At 55.5% G+C, this 15,907-nt stretch carries 16 protein-coding genes; all 16 read right to left on the bottom strand.

Translation table 11 applies throughout. From position 1 onward, the window contains the following. Positions 1-126: 126 nt before the first annotated feature. Positions 127-2,016, bottom strand: a complete 1,890-nt coding sequence (locus tag EL111_RS09375) for a polysaccharide biosynthesis protein (protein WP_123795035.1) — start codon at positions 2,014-2,016, stop codon at positions 127-129. Between the two features lie 128 nt (positions 2,017-2,144). Further along, the gene (locus EL111_RS09370) at positions 2,145-3,323 is read right to left on the bottom strand and encodes a DegT/DnrJ/EryC1/StrS family aminotransferase (RefSeq protein ID WP_123795034.1); all 1,179 of its coding nucleotides are present in this window, start codon (positions 3,321-3,323) and stop codon (positions 2,145-2,147) included. Next, the gene (locus tag EL111_RS09365; protein WP_162842962.1) at positions 3,317-4,003 is read right to left on the bottom strand and encodes an HAD family hydrolase; all 687 of its coding nucleotides are present in this window, start codon (positions 4,001-4,003) and stop codon (positions 3,317-3,319) included. The genes EL111_RS09370 and EL111_RS09365 overlap by 7 nt, the downstream gene beginning before the upstream one ends. Beyond that, positions 3,990-4,964, bottom strand: coding sequence for an ATP-grasp domain-containing protein (locus EL111_RS09360; protein ID WP_123795033.1), 975 nt, complete (start codon positions 4,962-4,964; stop codon positions 3,990-3,992). Before EL111_RS09360 ends, EL111_RS09365 begins: the two co-directional genes overlap by 14 nt. Further along, positions 4,951-5,565 (bottom strand): sugar transferase, encoded by a 615-nt coding sequence (locus EL111_RS09355; RefSeq protein WP_123795032.1) that lies wholly within the window; start codon positions 5,563-5,565, stop codon positions 4,951-4,953. Before EL111_RS09355 ends, EL111_RS09360 begins: the two co-directional genes overlap by 14 nt. Further along, on the bottom strand, positions 5,558-6,730 hold the full coding sequence (locus EL111_RS09350; RefSeq protein WP_123795031.1) for a glycosyltransferase: 1,173 nt from the start codon (positions 6,728-6,730) through the stop codon (positions 5,558-5,560). Before EL111_RS09350 ends, EL111_RS09355 begins: the two co-directional genes overlap by 8 nt. A gap of 13 nt (positions 6,731-6,743) precedes the next feature. Further along, positions 6,744-7,814: a glycosyltransferase family 4 protein gene (locus EL111_RS09345; protein ID WP_123795030.1), complete on the bottom strand. Its 1,071-nt coding sequence runs from the start codon at positions 7,812-7,814 to the stop codon at positions 6,744-6,746. Then, positions 7,811-9,028: a glycosyltransferase gene (locus EL111_RS09340; protein ID WP_123795029.1), complete on the bottom strand. Its 1,218-nt coding sequence runs from the start codon at positions 9,026-9,028 to the stop codon at positions 7,811-7,813. Before EL111_RS09340 ends, EL111_RS09345 begins: the two co-directional genes overlap by 4 nt. Before the next feature lie 5 nt (positions 9,029-9,033). After that, positions 9,034-10,458, bottom strand: a complete 1,425-nt coding sequence (locus EL111_RS09335) for a lipopolysaccharide biosynthesis protein (RefSeq protein WP_231998382.1) — start codon at positions 10,456-10,458, stop codon at positions 9,034-9,036. A 26-nt stretch (positions 10,459-10,484) separates the two neighbouring features. Further along, positions 10,485-11,792 (bottom strand): nucleotide sugar dehydrogenase, encoded by a 1,308-nt coding sequence (locus tag EL111_RS09330; protein ID WP_123795028.1) that lies wholly within the window; start codon positions 11,790-11,792, stop codon positions 10,485-10,487. A gap of 67 nt (positions 11,793-11,859) precedes the next feature. Beyond that, positions 11,860-12,960 (bottom strand): bifunctional diaminohydroxyphosphoribosylaminopyrimidine deaminase/5-amino-6-(5-phosphoribosylamino)uracil reductase RibD, encoded by a 1,101-nt coding sequence (gene ribD, locus EL111_RS09325; protein WP_123795027.1) that lies wholly within the window; start codon positions 12,958-12,960, stop codon positions 11,860-11,862. 1 nt (position 12,961) lies between these two features. Beyond that, positions 12,962-13,438, bottom strand: coding sequence for a transcriptional regulator NrdR (gene nrdR / locus EL111_RS09320; RefSeq protein ID WP_123795026.1), 477 nt, complete (start codon positions 13,436-13,438; stop codon positions 12,962-12,964). A gap of 519 nt (positions 13,439-13,957) precedes the next feature. Then, positions 13,958-14,323 (bottom strand): 50S ribosomal protein L19, encoded by a 366-nt coding sequence (gene rplS / locus EL111_RS09315; RefSeq protein WP_066078375.1) that lies wholly within the window; start codon positions 14,321-14,323, stop codon positions 13,958-13,960. Between the two features lie 13 nt (positions 14,324-14,336). Continuing rightward, on the bottom strand, positions 14,337-15,104 hold the full coding sequence (gene trmD, locus EL111_RS09310) for a tRNA (guanosine(37)-N1)-methyltransferase TrmD (protein WP_123795025.1): 768 nt from the start codon (positions 15,102-15,104) through the stop codon (positions 14,337-14,339). Further along, on the bottom strand, positions 15,104-15,613 hold the full coding sequence (rimM, locus tag EL111_RS09305; protein WP_123795024.1) for a ribosome maturation factor RimM: 510 nt from the start codon (positions 15,611-15,613) through the stop codon (positions 15,104-15,106). The genes trmD and rimM overlap by 1 nt, the downstream gene beginning before the upstream one ends. Before the next feature lie 20 nt (positions 15,614-15,633). Further along, positions 15,634-15,882, bottom strand: a complete 249-nt coding sequence (rpsP, locus tag EL111_RS09300) for a 30S ribosomal protein S16 (protein ID WP_123795023.1) — start codon at positions 15,880-15,882, stop codon at positions 15,634-15,636. Positions 15,883-15,907: the final 25 nt, after the last annotated feature.

The following is a 15,907-nucleotide window of genomic DNA, read 5'->3' as shown; positions in this document are numbered from 1 at the left end:
CAAGCCGTTGGCGCGCGGCCGGGCTGCCGAGCCGTATTGTTTGTATTTTTTGTACTGTATGCGGCTTTGCGGTCGGTTTGATTCCGTGTGATAACGATAAAAGGCCGTCTGCAAAATGCCTGTTTTTCAGACGGCCTTTTGCTGCCAAAGTAAATCACAGATGCCGTCTTTCGGTGCAAAACCGGTGGGTGCTTCCAAAAGCAGTGCGCGCAGTGCGGCTTGGTCGGCTTGGCGGCAGGCGGTGTCGATGCGTTCGAGCAGGCTGCCCAACTCGGCGGCGGGAAGCATGGTTTCGTTGGCGGTTAAAATGCGCGGGTGGCCGGTCGGGCTGACATTGTCTCCGATAAGCAGTTCTTCGTAGAGTTTTTCGCCGGGGCGCAAACCGCTGATACGGATTTCGATGTCGCCTTCGGGGTGTTGGCTGTTTTTCAGTTTCATGCCGCTCAATCTGATCATTTGTTCGGCCAAATCCATGATGCGGACAGGCTCGCCCATGTCGAGTACGAATACATCGCCGCCTTTGCCCATCGCGCCTGCCTGTATGACCAGTTGGGCGGCTTCGGGTATGGTCATGAAATAACGGGTGATGTCGGGGTGTGTCAGGGTAATCGGGCCGCCTCGTGAGATTTGCTGCTCAAACAGAGGAACAACCGATCCCGACGAACCCAAAACATTGCCGAAACGTACCATACAGAAGCGGGTGGTTTGCCCGGGTTCCGCCGCCATCGCCTGTAAAACCAACTCGGCCATGCGCTTGCTGGCGCCCATGGTATTGGTGGGGCGGACGGCTTTGTCGGTGGAAATCAGCACGAATGTGGTTACACCGGCGGCGCGGGCGGCACGGGCGCAGTGGAGCGTACCCCAAATATTGTTGCGTATGCCTTCTACGGTATTCAATTCGACCAAGGGAACGTGTTTGTAGGCGGCGGCATGGTAAACGGTATCGACACGGAAAGCAGCCATAATCTGATGCAGACGGCCTTCGTCCTGCACGGAGCCGAGCAGAGGCAGAATTTCGGTTTGGCCGCCCGAGGCCGTTTGAAATTCCGATAATTCGCGTTCGATGTTGTAAAGTGCAAATTCCGACAGCTCGAACAACACCAAGCGGTCGGGCTGCTGTTGCACAATCTGGCGGCACAATTCCGCGCCGATAGAGCCGCCCGCACCGGTAACCATCACGGTTTTGCCGCTGATGTCGGCGCGCATCAGTTCGGGCACGGGGGCAACGCTGGCTCTGCCGAGCAAATCGGAGACGGAGATTTTCTGCAGCGAACCGGCGCTGATTTTCCCGCCTATCCAATCGTTTACCGCCGGAATGGTCAGCACTTCGCAGCCGTAAGGTTCGAGACTGCGGATAATGGCGGCGCGCTTGTCGGCAGCGGTGTGCGGCAGGGCGAGCAGGATTTTGCGGATACCGTATTTTTGCACCAGCCGCCCGATTTCGGACGGCGGATAAACGGTCAAATCACGGATATTGATGTGGCGGTTGTCCGGCGCATCGTCAATAAAGGCGGCGGGGCGGTAGGCGGCATTCTGGCGGAGGGCTTCCGAAAGCTGGCGACCTGATTTGCCCGCACCGTAAATCAAAACGGGTACGGAGTGGCCGCGCCGCTCTGCCAAAACGGCACGCAGCAGCAGGCGCGAGCCGCTTGTAAGTACCAGCAGCAAGACGAAATACACGACAGGCAAAGCCAGCCGGAGCTGCTCGAAATACAGAACGCTGAGAAAGAAGAATACGGTGGATGATAAACTGCCGGCCACTGCAACCGCCAGTACGCGCATATTGAGATAACGGATCACAGCCCGGTACAGCCCCAAGCGCATAAAGACCAGCAGTGTCGGGACAACCGTAGCGGCGAATGCCAGCCAGTTGGCCGGATCGCTCCATTCTTGGTAATAGTCTGCCTTCAAACGCTGGGTAAACCAGAACGCGGCGAAAATCATCATGATGTCGTGGCCGACAAACAAGACTTTCTTGGCGGTGCGCGGCAGGGCAAGCAGGTGTTCCAAAATCATATCGGTTTGTGTGCGGAATGTGCAGACGGCCTTTCGGCGTCAAAAGCGTATTTTGCAGCCATATATTCGGTTTCCGGCTGCGGTATCGGGGTTTCAGGCCGTCTGCAAAATGGGTTGTATCATCAAATTCAGGTGCGGGTGGCGCGCGTCAGAACCTTGGCAATCTCTTGTTGACAGAACGCGATTTCCTCATCGGTCAAAGTCGGGTGCACCAAGAACATCAGGCTGGTTTCGCCCAGTTCGACCGCATTTTGCAGACGGCTTTGAGGCCGCCATGGGGTGTTGTCGAAGGCTTTTTCCAAATAAACTTCGGCACAACTGCCCTGATAGCAGGGTACGCCTGCTTCGTTCAACTCGCTCACGATGCGGTCTCTGCTCCAGCCGTCGGCCAGACGTTCCGGGCGCACAAAGGCATAAAATTTATATTGCGCGTGGCAGATATGCTCGGGAACGTGTTGCAGGCGGATACTGTCGAAACGTGCCAAAGTGGCAGCAAGAGCGGCGGCGTTGGCTTGGCGGCGGTTCAGCCATTGTGACATCCGCTTGAGTTGGATACGCCCGATTGCCGCCTGCATTTCGGTCATGCGCCAGTTTGTGCCGAAACTTTCGTGCAGCCAGCGGAAACCGGGGGCGTGTTCGCGGCGGTACACGGCATCGTAGCTTTTGCCGTGATCTTTATACGACCACATTTTCTGCCACAGGTTTTCATCGTTGGTGGTCACCATGCCGCCTTCGCCGCCGGTGGTCATGATTTTGTCTTGGCAGAACGACCATGCGCCGATGTGGCCGACAGAGCCGACGGATTTGCCCCGGTAGCGTGCGCCGTGGGCTTGGGCGCAATCTTCGATGACCCACAAACCGTGTTGCTCGGCGAGTGCCATGATTTCGTCCATTTCGGCCGGCATTCCGGCCAGATGAACCACGATGACGGCTTTGGTGGCGGGCGTTAATGCGGCACGGATGCTTGCCGCGCTGATGTTTTGGCTGTTTAAATCCACATCGGCAAAGACGGGATTGGCACCGGCGGTAACGATGGCGGAGGCGGAAGCAAGAAAGGTGCGCGGTGTAACAATTACATCATCTCCCGCGCCGATGTCCAAGGCTTTGAGTGCCAAATCCAATGCCAGCGTACCGTTTGCGACGGCTACGGCATATTGCGTACCGGCGAAAGCGGCAAATTCGCGTTCAAATTCGCGGCACTCGCTACCCGTCCAGTAATTGACTTTGTTGGACAGTAAAACGCGGGAAACGGCCTCGGCTTCTTCGGCGGTAAAAGACGGCCAAGGCGACAGGCGGGTATTCAGCATGATGTTTCTCTATTCAGCAGGTCGGGCAGTTCGGATAAGCTGTTTATCCAAAGTTGCGGCAGATGGTCGGGGGGTGCGTCGGAAGGGTGGCACAGGTGGATATGGTGCGGTTGCGGCCGTATCCCTATGGTCAGCCAGCCTTGCCGATTGGGGGTAACGAAATCTTTTTTGATGTTGTCGCCGATGTAAATCCAGCGGCAATGCGGGTAATGGCGGCGGATAAAGTCGAAGCGTTCCGGCTGCGGTTTTTCCGAACCTTCCGCTTCGGAAATCAGAATATGCTCGAAGACTGCGGATAATCCCAAAGCGGCCAGTTTCAGGCGTTGGGAAATGCTGCGGCCGTCTGAAATCAGTGCGCGCGCGGCAAAGGGGGCAGTCAGGCGGACAAATTCATCGGCAGGAAGATAAGGGCGGATGTTCGGACGGTGCAGCCGGTATGCCCACAGCAGGGATTGCTGCTCATGATGATTCAGACGGCATAAGCGGCACAGTTCGTCCAGCCAGTTGTTACGGTCGGCGCGGATGGAAGCGGCCAGCGATTCCGCATCGAATTGCGGGTGGGTTTCGGCAATCAGGGTGCAGACGGCGCGAATGCCGGACAGCTTGTAATCGTATTCGGCATACAGCGTGTCGTCCAAATCGAACACCACCACACTTTCAGACGGCTTAATCATGTTCATGTACCAACACCTTGGCATCGTAACGCAACATCATCAGCTTGTCTTCCCATTGTCCGTAAAACGGAACATCGGTATCGTAAAGATATTCCTGTATCAGCCAGTTCAGATAGTTGCCGCCTGCGGCATAAGTGAGCGGAAAACCGCCGCCGAAGCGGGGGTTGATTTCCACACCGTAAAACAGAGCATCGTTTCTGCGGCAGAAAAATTGTGCGGTCAGGCAGCCGCGCGCGCCGGGAACGGTTGACATTTTTTCCAGCAGGGCGGCATACAGGGTGTTTTTGCGCGTGATGCCTTTGCTGACTTCGCCGTTGCGGACTTCCAAGCGTTCGCGCGGCACGGCACACTTCAGACGGCCTTGCCGGTCGTAATACATATCGACGGTAAATTCGGCAAACTCGTGCTCAAGGTCGATGAGTTGGCAGAACATCATTTTTTCGTCGGCCAGCAGATCGGGCGTGAGCTCGGCAGCGGTGTCAATCCGCTTGGCACCGATGGCGCGGCTGCCATCGTAGGGTTTGGCGAAACAGGGCAGGGGCAGGTTGTCCCGCGCATAAATTTTCGGAGAGTCGATACCGAAAGAGGCAAACAAAGTGGCGGTTTGGCGTTTGTCCCGACATTGTGCGACAAGCGGCAGATCGGATACGGCGATGTGTATGCCGTCGGCGGCAAAACGGGAACGGGCGGCGGCAAGTTTGGCAAGTTCGGTGTCGATTGTTGGGATAATCAGGCCGACCTGCTCACGGACGGCCAAGCGGTAAATGCTGTCGATATAGTCTTCGGCAGCAACCGGCGGCACGGCAAATGCACCGTCGGCCACGCGGCAGGCGGCCGACAAAGCGGGATTGAGGTCGGTGGCCAGCACTTTGATGCCGTCTGCAAAACGGGCGGCTTCGCGGCGGCAGTCTTGCAGCAGTTCGACACGCCGTCCGGCGGATAAAATCAGGATATTATTTTTCTTCATGGCGGTTTCCGGTAAACGCGGGCATGGTGGCTTCGCCGGTGGCGGAAATACCCTCGCGGGCAAAGACTTTTTTAACGGTCAGCAGCAGGATTTTCAAGTCGAGCAGCAGGCTGCGGTTATCAACGTACCATACGTCGAGCGCAAATTTTTCGTCCCACGAAATCGCGTTGCGGCCGTTGACCTGCGCCCAGCCGGTAATGCCGGGTTTGACTTCGTGGCGGCGCGCCTGAAAGCGGCTGTACAGCGGCAGGTAGGCAGTCAGCAGCGGACGGGGGCCGACCAGACTCATGTCGCCTTTTAAAACATTCCACAATTCGGGCAGTTCGTCCAAGCTGGCGGCACGCAGTTTTTTGCCGAACGCTGTCAGACGTTCTCCGTCCGGCAGCGGTGTGCCGTCTGCATCGAATGCATCGCGCATGGAACGGAATTTGTACATTTTAAACGGTCTGCCGCCTTTGCCGGGGCGTTCCTGTACAAACAGTACGGGGCTGCCCAGTTTTTGGTAAATCAGGCAGGCCAGTATCAGCATCAGCGGGGCAAGCAGCAACAGCGCGGTTGCGGAAACGATGATGTCAAACAGGCGTTTGAGAACATTATTCACGGTTCAGGCTTTCTATCAGCGAGATGATTTTTCGGTAGGAAATATCGCGTTTGAACAGGTTTTCCACTTGTCGGCCGTCTGCTTTTTCTCGGTGGCGCGGCATCAGGCGGCGTGCGGCGCGTACAAAATCTTCCACATTGCCGGAGCGGTAATGTTCGTGGGGCAGGAGCGACAGCAGGCGGACGGCTTCAGCATCGGTCTGGCTGTTCAACACCGGCTTTTGTAAGGCCATATAGTCGGACAGTTTGTTGGTAACCGACTGCATGGCGTGGGCGTGTATCGGGTTGACGGCAATATCGCAACCTTTGGCAACCGACATCATTTCAGCATAGGGCAGGTAGCCGTAAAAGCAGACGGCTTCGCTTTCATATTGTTTCAACCGCGCTTCATCGGGGCCGCCGCCGAGAATATGCAGCTCGACCGCCGCGCCTTCCCGGTGCAACTGTAAAATGCCCCTGCATACGGTTTCCACATCATAGCTGAAACTTAATGTGCCGAGGTAGAAAAAACGGATTTTGCCGCCGTCGAACGTTCGGGCGGGTGCGGCTTCGAGCTTGGGAAAATCCGCGCCGATGAATACTGCTTCGGCCGGTACGTCGGGATTGGCTTCGCGCGCCCGCTCGAGATAGGTTTGCGATACGGCAATCAGGCCGTCTGCATTTTTGTAGGCTTGGTCGGCGCGGGCGGCAAACGGCAGCAGGCGGTGGGGAATTTTTTTCAGCAGCGGTATCACCGATGAAAAAGATTCCGGCCATACGTCTTGTACGTCCAGCACCAGTTTGCAGCCCAAACGCGTTTTGTGCTCTCCCAGCAGCAGGTTGGTGGCAATCAGCGGATAAGCCGAGTAGATGATGTCCCACGCACCTTGGGGCTGGTGTTGCAGCCAGTTGCGGAAATGGCGCACGAATACGCGGTGGCTGTACAGACGGCGCAGCGAAACATTGCGGGTATAGCCGCTTTCGGGCAGCAGTAAAACGTTCAAATTGCCTTGGGAGGCAGCTTCGGCATCTTCAGGCCGTCTGAACGTTTTGTCGTAATGCCGGAAATTGCTGGTAATCAGCAGGACGTTGTGCGTTTGCGCCAACAGCGTGGCCAGATACCAAAACCGGTTGAAATGCGGTTCGGACGGCAGCGAGCAAAAAGGAGCAGCGATGGCGATATTCATTTTGCAGACGGCCTTACATGGCATAAGCGGCTAAAGTGGTGCGGTAGATTTCATCGTCCGAACAGCGTTCGGTCACGTGGCGGTGCAGGGCAGCCCCCATTTTGCGGCGCAGTTCGGGGTTTTCCACCAAAGTGCGGACGGCTTCGATAAATTGTCCGCTCTCGCCAAACGGTATGCAGTAGCCGGTTTGGCCGTTGACGACCATCTCGGAAATGCCTGCCATGTCGTAGGTAACGACGGGCGTATCGTACAGGCCGGCTTCTAAAATATTATTGCCCACGCCGGCACCGTGATCGCCGATACAGTGCGGCGTGTTGACCAGAATATCGATTTCGGAGAAGTAGGCGGTTAAGTCGCGCACGCCGCCTAAGAAGGTAACTTTGCTGTCGATGCCCAACTGTACCGCTTGTGCTTTGAGGCGGTCCGATTCTTCACCGATGCCGGCGATGTGCAGGCGGACAGGCAGCTTGAGATCGGTAAGCTGTTTGAAGATGTCCAACATCAGGTGTACGGCGCGGACGCTGTCCAAACGCGATAAAGTACCCAATACGATTTCGTTGCGAGGGGGTTTGTGTGCGCTGCCTTCGGGGCGGTGCAGGGCGTTGTAGGTGTAGGTTACGCGCTCGGCGGGGAAGCCGTAGCGTATCAGCTTGTCGCGCTCGTGCCGGCAGTTGCCGATGATGTACACGCCCAATTTGTCGAACAGTTTGGCGATTTTCGGGTAGGTTTCAGGATCGAGGCCGCGCGAGTGGTAGAACACTTTGGTGGCGGGGGAGGCGAGTTTGGCGGCAATGGCGCAGGCGGGGACAATCCGCGCCATTTGGCAGTGGACGATGTCGGGCTGCTCTTGCTTGAGCATTTTCAAATATGCCAACGTGCTTTTCAGGTAGCCGAACGTGCCACCCTGATAAAAATCGATGTTGCGCCATCGGATACCCAGACTTTGCGCTTCTTCAATCAGCGGGCCGTCTGAAGAAGCCAGAATGATGTCGTGGCCGCGGCTTTGCAGCAGTCTGCCCAAGCGGAACGTGGCGTTTTCCGTACCGCCCAAGCCTGACATGGAAGTGGTTAAAACAATTTTCACGGTTTTTCTCTTGTTTGCGTTGATTCGGCGTATTCCGCCACGGGTTGGGATTTGCCGGAGGCCGTCTGTAAAATGGTTTGCAGACGGCCAATCACGGCGGCTTCGCCAAATTCTGCCAGCGTTTGGCGGCGCAGGAGGTCGGCGGGGTAGCGGCTGCGGCGGTCGTACAGGGCAATCATGGCTCGGGCAAGGGATTCGGGGTTGCCGCATTCTGCCAAGATGCCGTTGTCGGGGCGGACGATGGATTCCGGCCCGCCGCTGCGTGTGGCGACTACGGGCAGACCTTGCGATAAGGCTTCAATCAGTACCACGCCGAAGGTTTCGATATGGCTGGACGACACGAAAGCATGGCTTTGCCGCATAAGGGTCAAAACTTCCTGATGACTCATTGCTCCGAGAAAACGCACGCTGTCTTGCAGGCCGAGTTGTGCCGACAGATTTTGCAGACGGCCTAACATGGCACCGCCGCCGCCGATGTCGAGTTTTAGTGCGGGGCGTTGCTGTTTTGCCGTGGCGAAGGCTTGCAGCAGGATATCGAAACCTTTATTGGGGTTCAGATGGGCAACCGTGCAGAAGGTAAAGCCGTCTGCATTATCGGCCGGGCGCGGGGCGGGCGGTTCTTGTTCAAAATGCGGCGCGAGCAGGTTGGGCAGGTATGCCCAGTCCAATCCCGGGTATTCGCGCTCCAGCAGTTGCGCGAAGTGGCGGCTGACGGCAAGCCGTGCCGACGCGCCTTGGGCGGCCTGATACATCGACGGACGCTGCCAGCTGCGTATCATGCCGCGGGCATAGGTGCTGCTGTGTTCGGTAACGATATAGGGAATGCCGTGGCGGCGGCTGATGTCGGCAGCCATGATGCCGCCCTGATTGATGCAATGGGCGTGCAGAATATCGGGCATTCCGTGTTCGGCGGTATAACGCTCAAACAGTTTGCGCCCGGCTTTCAACCATGCGCGCTGTTCCGGGGGCAGGCGCGGAAAAAAGGCGGTATGGTGGTAGATGTAGGTCGGGACGTTTTGTTCGGTAAAGTGTTCGATGCCGTAACGGCCGGACAATACCGGTACGATGCCTTGCCTGAGCGAGCGGAAGTGTCCGGCGATTACGCCGACTTTGTGTCCCGCACGCTGCAATGCTTGTGCCTGCAAACGGAAGAAAATACCGTTTACATCGGTGGGGCTTTGCGGATACCAAGACGGAATAATCAATATATGCATAGCAATCAGCGGTTTTGCAGACGGCCTTTCAATTCGGCGGTCAGTGCGGACAAGCGGCGGCGGTTGGCCAGATACAGGGCGGACAATACGGCCAGCCAAATCAGGGCAAACAGCGGATAGTTTTCGGGTGTGCCCCATATGGTATAGCTTAGGCAGAGCAGCAGGCAGAACAGTGTGTGGGTGTATATTTTCCGGCGCGGCAGATTTTGCCACAAGCGTGAGGAAAGTTCGGTTCTGAGTACGGAAAACAGCCAAAACGATACGGCGGTCGAGACAGCCGCGCCTTTTGCACCCCAAGCGGGAACAAGCCATGCCAGCAGCAGGCCGTTGCACACTAATGCCGCCAGCGAAACCAAAGACAGCAATCCCGTACGGCGCACGACGTTCAGGCCGATACCGCTGGCTTCGGTCAGGGTATAAAACAGCGGAAACAGCATACAGCAGAGCAGGATAAATTGCACATCGGCATATTGCGGTGGCAAAACCCACGCTGCCAGAGGCGACAACAGGCCGGTGATGCAGACAAGGGCGGTAATCAGACGGGTCATGTCGAGCGCAACCGGACTGATTTTATCCAGATGGATGCCCTTTTCTACCCACTCGAACACCATGGGCGCCCAAATGGTGGAAAATACGCTTTGAAACACTAAAGCAACCGCCCCGACGCTGACGGCCATCGAATAAATACCGAGTTCTGCCAAGCTGCCGAAATGTTGCAGGGCGAAACGGTCGGCAGAAGTAAAACCCCAGTAGGCAAGATAGCTGAAAACCAGCGGAATGCCGTAGCGTATGCCGTCTGCAAAAACAGCACGCTGCCAGCTTGAGGCAAGGGCGGCGGCAGTTTCGCGGCGGGTTTGGTACAGTAAAACGGCGGCACCGGATATTTGTGCAGCAAGCAAGAGTGCCATCAAAACCGAGGTATCCGCCCGAATCCCTGCCAACAGGCAAAATGCTGTCAGCAACAGCAGCAACAGTTTGGGCAGCAGTTGGCTGACGGAAAACAACCATGCTTTTTCCTGCATACGCAAAATCAGCCCGCCGTAGCGCATGGGCAGAACAAGGGCGAAAAACACGATCAGCATGATGCCCAAACCAAAATCGGGCAGCCCGAACAGCAGCATGGCAAGTTGCGGCGCAGCGGTGCCGGCGGCAAGGAGCAACATCAATACAACGAGCAGCAGCGGTACGGCGGCCAGCGATTTCAGCAGCGAGGCTTTGTCGGCGGCATTGTGGTATTCGCGGATATATGCCTGATCCGAACCCAAACCCGAAATAATCAGCAGCAAGGCGGCGGCAGTTTGCAGCAATATCATGCGGCCGATGTCTTCGGCGGAGAAATACCACGACATCAGAGGCAGGGAAACCAGCCCCAATGCCGCACCGCCGACAGGACCGAGTGCGTAACCGGCGATTTTGCGTAAGGTAATCATTTTGCAGACGGCTTTGTTTGCGTACTTTATGCTTTGACTACATTGGAAGCCGTTGCAGGAAAGCGTCCGCGCGTGTCGATGATGAGGGCGGCGTGCTGCAGAATCAGCGGATAATCGAATTTGTCGTGGTCGGTGGTCAGCACGATGCAGTCAAATGCCGCAATGCTTTCTGCGGTCAACACTTCGCTTTGCAGCTTGAAATGCGTATGGCCGGGCAGATTGGGGAATACGGGCACATGAGGGTCGGAGTAGGAAATATCCGCTCCCAGTTTGGCCAGCCGCTCCATGACTTCCACCGAGGGGCTTTCGCGCATATCGTCCACGTTTTTCTTGTAGGCAATGCCCAAAACCAAAACTTTGCTACCTTTTAACGACCGCTTGTGTTCGTTTAAGGCCAGCGATACTTTGCCGATAACGTAATCGGGCATGGCGGAGTTCACTTCGCCCGCCAGCTCGATGAAGCGGGTGTTGACACCGTATTCCCGTGCCTTCCATGTCAGGTAAAACGGGTCGATGGGAATGCAGTGTCCGCCCAAGCCGGGGCCGGGATAGTAAGGGACAAAGCCGAACGGTTTGGTTGCGGCGGCATTGATGACTTCGTGAATGTCGATGCCCATTTTATCCGCCACGATTTTCATTTCGTTGACCAAGCCGATGTTGACGGCGCGGTGGATATTTTCCAGCAGTTTGGTCAGTTCGGCGGCTTTGGTGGAGCTGACGGGCACGACACGGTCGATGGCAGGCTGATACAGCGCAATGCCGACTTCCAGACAGGCAGGCGTATGGCCGCCGATGACTTTGGGAATGGTGCGGGTTTCAAAATTCGGGTTGCCCGGGTCTTCGCGTTCGGGCGAGTACACCAGAAAAACATCTTTGCCGACAACCAAGCCGTCTGCTTCTACGCGCGGCAGCAGCTCTTCTTCGGTAGTACCGGGGTAGGTGGTTGATTCTAAGGAGATGACTTGGCCGGCTTTGAGGTGTGGCTGAATCGCTTCGACGGTTCGGATAACGAAGCTCATGTCCGGCTCGCGGTATTTGTTCAGCGGGGTTGGTACGCACAAAATCACCGCATCGGCTTCGGCAATGCGGGTAAAGTCGGTGGTGGCTTCAAACAGCTTTTGTCGGGCGGCGGCGATTTTGGCAGCGGAAATATGCTCGATATAGCTTTCGCCGCGGTTGAGTTTGCCGACTTTTTCCGTATCGATGTCGAATCCTAAAACACGGAAGCCGACATCGGTATAACGCAACATTAACGGCAGCCCGACATAGCCTAAGCCGACAATGCCTATGGTGGCGGTTTGGTCGGTAAATTTGCGGAGGGTTGCGTGTTTCATGGTTTTATCGCCAAAAGGAAAAGTTACGCTATTGTACGCGGTTTTGCAGACGGCTTACAGCGGATATTTACATACGCTGCAAAGTCCATTTGACATCGTTGCCCACGGTTTCTACGGCAGCGGTATGCCAAGGTGCAGATTGTGTCAGCGCGCTGGGATTTTCCGGCAAAGTAAGCAGGCCGCGCCCCGGATTGCCTAAGATTTTCGGTGCTTGATACAGTATGATTTCATCGGCCAAATCTTCAGCAATGAAGGCCGAAGTCAGTATCGCACCGGCCTCGACCATGACTTCGCCGAAACCCAGCTCCGCCAGCTTGCCGAGCAAGTCGTGCAGATCGATTTGACCGTGCCGGTTTGCAGACGGCCTGATGATGCGGACATGGGAATGGGCAAGATAACTGCGGTGGCGGTTTTCATCGTCCACTAAGGTAGCAATAATGGTAGGGCTGCTGCCGTCTGTTACGACATGACTCTCCGGCGGTGTTTGCAGTTTGCTGTCCAAAATCACGCGGGCAGGCTGGCGCAAGGTGGGGAATGCGCGTACGTTCAAGCGCGGATTGTCGGCCAATACCGTACCGATACCGGTCAGCACCGCGCAGCTTTCGGCACGCAGGATTTGTACGTCGTGCCGCGCCGCTTGGCCGGTAATCCATTGGCTGCTGCCGTCTGCAAGCGCGGTTTTGCCGTCCAAACTGGCGGCGCATTTGAGGCGGATAAAAGGCCGTCTGCGTTCGATGCGCGATAAGAATCCCCGGTTGAGTATCCGTGCTTCCTGCTCCAGCAGGCCGCTCTCGATTTGGATACCTGCTGCGTGCAGCATGGCCAAACCTTTTCCGGCAACAAGGGGATTGGGATCGGTCATGGCGGCCACAACACGAGAGATGCCTGAATGTACCAAGGCTTCGGCACAGGGCGGGGTTCGTCCGTAGTGGCTGCACGGTTCGAGCGTTACATAAGCGGTTGCGTCTTTTGCGGCTGCACCTGCCTGCCGCAATGCGTGGACTTCGGCGTGCGGCTCCCCGGCGCGGACATGGAAACCTTGACCGACAATCTGACTGCCGTGTGCAATCACGCAGCCGACCCGGGGGTTGGGAGAAGTGGAAAAACGCCCTTGCCAAGCGAGGCTCAGGGCGTTTTGCATCATTAATCTGTCGTTATCGTCAAACATTTCAGACGGCCTTTTCGGATTTGGATTGTGCTTGAGGCAGCGTGGCGATGGCTTGGGTAAATTCGGAAACGTCATTAAAACTTTTGTAAACAGAAGCGAAGCGCACATAGGCTACTTGGTCGATTTTCGCCAGCTCTTGCATTGCCATTTCGCCGACCAACTGCGACGGCACTTCTTTTTTGCCGAGCTGGTACAGGCGCAATTCAATTAATGCTACGGTTTCTTCGATGGTGTCGGGCGAAACGGGACGTTTATGCAGCGCACGGGCAAGGCTGGTGTACAGCTTGTGCGGATTGAACGGTACGCGGGTACCGTTGCTCTTGACGACTTGGGGCATACGCATTTCTACCGTTTCAAAGGTGCTGAAACGCTGTCCGCACGAGGGGCAGCGGCGGCGGCGGCGGATGCTGTTGACATCTTCCAGTTGGCGCGAGTCTGTCACTTGGGTGGTGCTGTTTTGGCAGAAAGGGCATTTCATGGAGAATAATCGCTCAAGCGTAAAAAATCATTTTATAGTGAAAAGGCTGAAAAACCAAGTCGGTATTGTTTTTAAATGCGCCAGTCGGCGGTTTGGGAGGTGCCGTTTTGTTTTTGAGGTGCGGCCATGTGAAATGAAAGTAATACGGCATGGTTGTGTTTTGCCATGCTGCTGATTGTTTGCGGTATGACGTTTTATAGTCGAATAAAATAAGAATGAGACAAGGCAGCGAAGCCGCAGACAGTACACATAGTACGGCAAGGCAAAGCAACGCCGTATCATTCTTATTTTAAATGACTATACTTTTTGATGGTGTTCGGTTTGGCTTGATGTACAGCGTTGCCGCATTTATCGTATTGCTTATGCCGTTTCTGCATGTAAATGGAAGCGGTTGTATGGCGGACGGCTGTGTTTTCGGAACAGGCCGTCTGTAAAACGGCAGCAAAGCGAGGAGGGAAAAAGCAGACGGCCATACAACGAAAAACCCGCTTGGGAAAGCGGGTTTCAGCCTGATGTAAATTAACCTTTACGGGCAGGCAGTTTTTCTTTAATACGGGCTGCTTTACCGGTCAGGCCGCGCAGGTAGTACAGTTTGGCACGACGTACGTCACCACGGCGTTTCACTTCGATTTTCTCTACGTTTGGAGAGTACAGTTGGAAAGTACGCTCAACGCCTTCGCCGCTGGAGATTTTACGCACGATGAAGTTGCTGTTCAGACCACGGTTGCGGCGGGCAATTACCACGCCTTCGTATGCTTGCAGACGGCTGCGGTTGCCCTCTACTACGCGTACGGATACGACTACGGTGTCGCCCGGAGCAAATTCGGGAATGTCTTTGTTCAGGCGAGCAATTTCTTCTTGCTCTAATTGTTGGATCAGATTCATTGTTTTTCCTAAATTATGATTGGATTTCCCGTTGCTCTGCCAAGTTGTCCTGTTCGGACAGGATTTCCTGTAAGAGGCGGGATTCCTTTGGGATTAACGTGCGCTTTGCCAATAAATCGGGTCGGCGCGTCAGGGTGCGTTGCAGCGATTGTTTCAAGCGCCACTCCGCAATTAAGGCATGATTGCCCGAACGTAAAACTTCGGGTACGCCCATGCCTTGAAACTCTAAAGGTTTGGTGTAGTGGGGGCAGTCTAAAAGGCCGTCTGAAAAAGAATCTTCCAGTGCCGACTGCATATCGCCCAATACACCGGGTACGAGCCGCAATACTGCGTCCATCAGCATCATGGCGGGCAGCTCGCCGCCGGAAACGACAAAATCGCCGATACTGATTTCTTCGTCCACACTGCTTTGCAGCAGGCGTTCGTCTATGCCCTCATACCGACCGCACAGCAGAATCAAATCGGTTTCGGCGGCCAGCTCTGCTGCTTTCTGATGGGTAAGCGGTTTGCCTTGGGGGCTGAGATAGATAACTTTCGCTTTGCCTTGGCAGGCTTGCTTGGCTTCATCAATCGCAGCTTGAAGGGGTGGAGCCTGCATAATCATGCCCGGTCCGCCACCGAACGGCGGTTTGTCGATGTAGCCGAGTTTGTTGTCGGCAAAACGACGCGGGTTGATGGCTTGAAACTGCCATAATCCCTGTTTGCGGGCACGGCCGACAACGCCGTATTCGGTAATGCTGTCGAACATTTCCGGAAACAGGGTAATGCTTTGGATAAACATCAGTAATCCAAGCCCCAGTCCGCGGTAATGGTTCGATTGTCGTTGTCGACGTTTTCGATATATTGCGAAACGAAGGGAATCAGTTTTTGACCGTATTCGCCTTCAATAACCAATACGTCGTGCGCGCCGGTTTCCATCAGGTTTTTGACTTCGCCGAGGACGATGCCGTCTGTATTTGCAACCTGCATGCCGACCAAGTCTGCCCAGTAGTATTCATCTTCCTCGGCAGGAGCAAATGCTTCGCGCGGGATTTCGATGGTGTAGCCGCGCAGGGAAAATGCACGGTCGCGGTCTTCAATCCCTTTGAATTTGACTTGCAGTTCGCCGCTGACGACTTTGCCGGCTTCCACTGATACGCTCAGGGTTTTTCCGTCTTTGCTTAGCAGCCACTCGGGGTAGTCCAGCAAGCTGTCGCTGTATTCGGTTGAGGCTGCAATTTTTACCCAGCCTTTAATGCCGAAAACGCCTTTGATGTAGCCCATGGCTACCCGTTGTTGAGTGTCGGTCATGGTCATGTGCGGCAGGGTAATTAAGCGGCGATTTTTTGCTCTTTAATCAATTTGGCAACGGCATCGCTGACTTGTGCGCCTTGGGCAACCCAGTGGTTCAGGCGGTCGGCATTGAAGCGGACGCGCTCTTGTTTTTCATTGGCAACAGGGTTGTAGAAGCCTACACGCTCGATGAAGCGGCCGTCGCGGCGGTTGCGTGAATCAGTAACGACTACGTTGTAGAAGGGGCGGTGTTTAGAACCACCGCGTGCCAAACGGATAACTACCATTTTTGAATCCTTTGAGAAAATCGGA

It is taken from the genome of Neisseria animalis (assembly GCF_900636515.1).
In the GTDB taxonomy this organism is placed as follows: Bacteria; Pseudomonadota; Gammaproteobacteria; order Burkholderiales; family Neisseriaceae; genus Neisseria; species Neisseria animalis.
This window is presented reverse-complemented; position numbering and strand designations above follow the sequence as displayed.

Bases quoted from the DNA above. Each gene is read 5' to 3' on its own strand.
- nrdR (WP_123795026.1), bottom strand. From the start codon at position 13,438: ATGAAATGCCCTTTCTGCCAAAACAGCACCACCCAAGTGACAGACTCG.
- rplS (WP_066078375.1), bottom strand. From the start codon at position 14,323: ATGAATCTGATCCAACAATTAGAGCAAGAAGAAATTGCTCGCCTGAAC.
- EL111_RS09375 (WP_123795035.1), bottom strand. From the start codon at position 2,016: ATGATTTTGGAACACCTGCTTGCCCTGCCGCGCACCGCCAAGAAAGTC.
- rimM (WP_123795024.1), bottom strand. From the start codon at position 15,613: ATGACCGACACTCAACAACGGGTAGCCATGGGCTACATCAAAGGCGTT.
- ribD (WP_123795027.1), bottom strand. From the start codon at position 12,960: ATGTTTGACGATAACGACAGATTAATGATGCAAAACGCCCTGAGCCTC.
- rpsP (WP_123795023.1), bottom strand. From the start codon at position 15,882: ATGGTAGTTATCCGTTTGGCACGCGGTGGTTCTAAACACCGCCCCTTC.
- EL111_RS09365 (WP_162842962.1), bottom strand. From the start codon at position 4,003: ATGAACATGATTAAGCCGTCTGAAAGTGTGGTGGTGTTCGATTTGGAC.
- EL111_RS09330 (WP_123795028.1), bottom strand. From the start codon at position 11,792: ATGAAACACGCAACCCTCCGCAAATTTACCGACCAAACCGCCACCATA.
- EL111_RS09335 (WP_231998382.1), bottom strand. From the start codon at position 10,458: ATGATTACCTTACGCAAAATCGCCGGTTACGCACTCGGTCCTGTCGGC.
- EL111_RS09360 (WP_123795033.1), bottom strand. From the start codon at position 4,964: ATGAAGAAAAATAATATCCTGATTTTATCCGCCGGACGGCGTGTCGAA.
- EL111_RS09340 (WP_123795029.1), bottom strand. From the start codon at position 9,028: ATGCATATATTGATTATTCCGTCTTGGTATCCGCAAAGCCCCACCGAT.
- EL111_RS09370 (WP_123795034.1), bottom strand. From the start codon at position 3,323: ATGCTGAATACCCGCCTGTCGCCTTGGCCGTCTTTTACCGCCGAAGAA.
- EL111_RS09350 (WP_123795031.1), bottom strand. From the start codon at position 6,730: ATGAATATCGCCATCGCTGCTCCTTTTTGCTCGCTGCCGTCCGAACCG.
- trmD (WP_123795025.1), bottom strand. From the start codon at position 15,104: ATGTTTATCCAAAGCATTACCCTGTTTCCGGAAATGTTCGACAGCATT.